The sequence below is a fragment of the Pengzhenrongella sp. genome, from assembly GCF_036565025.1.
Lineage (GTDB): Bacteria > Actinomycetota > Actinomycetes > Actinomycetales > Cellulomonadaceae > Pengzhenrongella.
The window spans coordinates 1-2642 of record NZ_DATCNW010000239.1; the positions used below are offsets into that span (position 1 = coordinate 1).

3 protein-coding genes are annotated in these 2642 nt (G+C 69.3%); 1 reads left to right on the top strand and 2 read right to left on the bottom strand.

Going from position 1 to position 2642, the window contains the following annotated elements; translation table 11 throughout:
• Together VIM26_RS14075 and csrA are read right to left on the bottom strand one after the other, a co-directional pair.
• Window positions 1-498 (bottom strand): Hpt domain-containing protein (locus VIM26_RS14075; RefSeq protein ID WP_331952222.1); only part of this gene is annotated, 498 nt, incomplete at its 3' end.
• Between the two features lie 197 nt (window positions 499-695).
• Complete coding sequence (gene csrA / locus VIM26_RS14080) at window positions 696-926, bottom strand: carbon storage regulator CsrA (RefSeq protein WP_331952224.1); 231 nt, start codon at window positions 924-926, stop codon at window positions 696-698.
• 139 nt (window positions 927-1065) lie between these two features.
• On the opposite strand from csrA, the gene VIM26_RS14085 reads away from it, so the two are divergent.
• On the top strand, window positions 1066-1476 hold the full coding sequence (locus tag VIM26_RS14085) for an epoxide hydrolase N-terminal domain-containing protein (protein ID WP_331952226.1): 411 nt from the start codon (window positions 1066-1068) through the stop codon (window positions 1474-1476).
• The last annotated feature ends 1166 nt before the right edge of the window (window positions 1477-2642 follow it).

Here is a 2642-nt window from a genome sequence, read left to right on the forward strand (position 1 = left end):
GGGGGCGGGGGCGGCGACCGGGTTGACCGGCTCGGCGTAGGGGCTCGGGACCATGACACTCGCTCTACTCTCCGCGGCGCGCGCGGTTCCGGTGGATTTGACCTTCGTTTCGCGGTTCTCCAGCACTTCGCGGATCTGATCGATCACCTCGTCGACGGCGATCTCGCCCTCGGCCCCCGAGGCTTCGATCGTGCGCAGGATCTCCCGGATGGTGTCGACCATCCGCAGCAGCACGTTCGTCGTGGGCATGTCCATCAGGCGCTGGCCGTCCCGCAGCTCCACGAGCAGGTTCTCCCCCGCGTGGGCGATCCGCTCGAGCAGGCCGAACGCGAGGAAGCCCGCGGTGCCCTTGATGGTGTGGATCGTGCGGAAGATGCTGCCCAGCAGGGCGCGCGAGTCCGGCGAGCCCTCGAGCGCGACCAGGTCCTGATCGAGCTGATCGAGGTTCTCGTAGCTCTCGATCAAGAATTCACGAACGATGTCGTCCATGTCTCCCATGACTGCCTCCTACCGCGTCCAGGCCCCCAACGCAGTCCTGATCGGCTGAAAAGGGACGGACTTAAGCAGAACCTTCCCTGCTCGCGAACCTCAGTTCCGAGGGGTCGCTCGAGTTCGCCGAAGTAGAGCCTCCGCCTCGAGATAGAGCACTCCAGGGCTCTATCTCGGACCGCCGGTACTACGTCGGCGGACGCTTGTCAGCGGGGGGGCATCAGGCGGCGGAGGGTTTCGACGGCGGTGTCGGCGGCGGCGGTGGCCTGGACGTTCGCCTCCTGGACCGCCTCGATCACCTCGGCGCGGTTGATCGCCACCGATCGGGGCGCGTCGATCCCGAGCCGCACGCCGTCGCTGCGCACCTCCAGGATGGTGACCACGATGTCGTCACCGATCATCAGTCGTTCGCCCACGCGACGGCTCAGCACCAGCATGGTTGCGAGACTATCTGCTGCGGGCGGACCGGGTCTGCTCACGCCGCGCGGCCCGACGGCGACCGCATATCGGCACGGGCCGACGCCAGCGCAGAAATGCGGACCGAATCTGTCCGCATCGGCTGGCACCGTCGAAGCCGTGCAGACCACCGAGCAGATCAAGCCCTTCCGCATCGCCATCCCCCAGGACCAGCTCGACGACCTCACCGAGCGCCTGCGAGGGACCCGCTTCCCGGCACCGCTGCCGGGCGACGGCTGGGACACCGGCGTCCCGGTCGCCTACCTGCGCGAACTCGTGGAGCACTGGCTGCACGGCTTCGACTGGCGGGCGCAGGAGGCAACGCTCAACGCGTACCCGCAGTTCACGACGGAGATCGACGGGCAGCCGATCCACTTCCTGCACGTGCGCTCGACCGAGCCGGGTGCGCTCGGCGTTGGTACTCACCCACGGGTGGCCCGGATCCAACGCCCGAGTTCCTCGATGTCATCGGCCCGCTCACCGACCCGCGCGCGCACGGCGGCGACCCGGCCGACGCGTTCCATCTCGTGATCGGCGAGCCTGCCCGGATTCGGGTTCTCCGGACCGGTCACCGGCGCCGGCTGGGACACCGCCCGGATCGCGGCGGCCTGGGTCGAGCTGATGCGGCGGCTCGGCTACCCGACGTTCGGCGTGCAGGGCGGCGACCTGGGAGCTCAGGTGTCCCCGGCCGTCGGGCGCCTCGCGCCGGACCGGGTCGTCGGGGTGCACGTCAACGGCGGTCCCGGCCCGATGCCCCGACTGCCGCTCGCGGCCGAGGAGCTGGCCGACCTCACCGACCTCGAGCGCGACCGGGTCGCGCGGATCGAGGCGTTCATGGCCCACGAGCTCGGCTACATCGCGATCCAGGCCACCCGGCCGCAGACCCTGGCCGCCGGGCTGACCGACTCCCCGGTCGGTCAGCTGGCCTGGATCATCGACAAGTTCCGCCGAATGGACCCATCCGCGCTCGGCACGGCCCGACGAGGTCATCGACCGCGACCTTGTGCTGACCAACGTGATGCTCTACTGGCTCACCGCGACCGCGGGTTCGTCCGCCTACGTCGGCTACGCGCAGAACACCGGGTGGGGAGCGACCAACGCGTCGTCGAGCGTGCCCACCGGAGCGATCGTGTTCGCGCACAACGTCGGGATCCGCCGGTACGCGCAGAGGCGAGAACGCGATCACGCACTGGGTCGACGTCAAGGGCCGCGGCGGGCACTTCGCCGCACTCGAGGAGCCGGCCCTGCTCATCGCGGACGTGCGGACGTTCTTCCGCGAACTGCGGTAGCGGACGTCGCGGGATCGGGGCAGGACGTCGGACCGGTCGGTCGCACACGTTCCTGCGGGAACGTCAGCCGGGAGTGTCTCGTGGTCGCGTCTGAACGTCGCCGAGCCCGCTCGCCCGGTGGTCAGAAGGCGACGGTTTCGCGGTCGAACCGGGAGACATGGGCGTGTTGCGCAGTCTCGCGTTCGTCACCGCGCAGAGACTCTGATCGTCTGTCCGAACGGGTGGTCTCGGCCGCCGATCGTCGTCGACCTCGGAGCTGTTAGGGGAAATACGACAACAACTCCCAGGTCGCGGCGCGCGCGAACCGGGACGGGGTGGGGTGGGCGGATGTGGATTTCGGAGCTCGGTTCGCACTCACGGTCGAATCGGGCTCTGGGGGTATGGCTGGGTGTATCGAACGTGCACCCC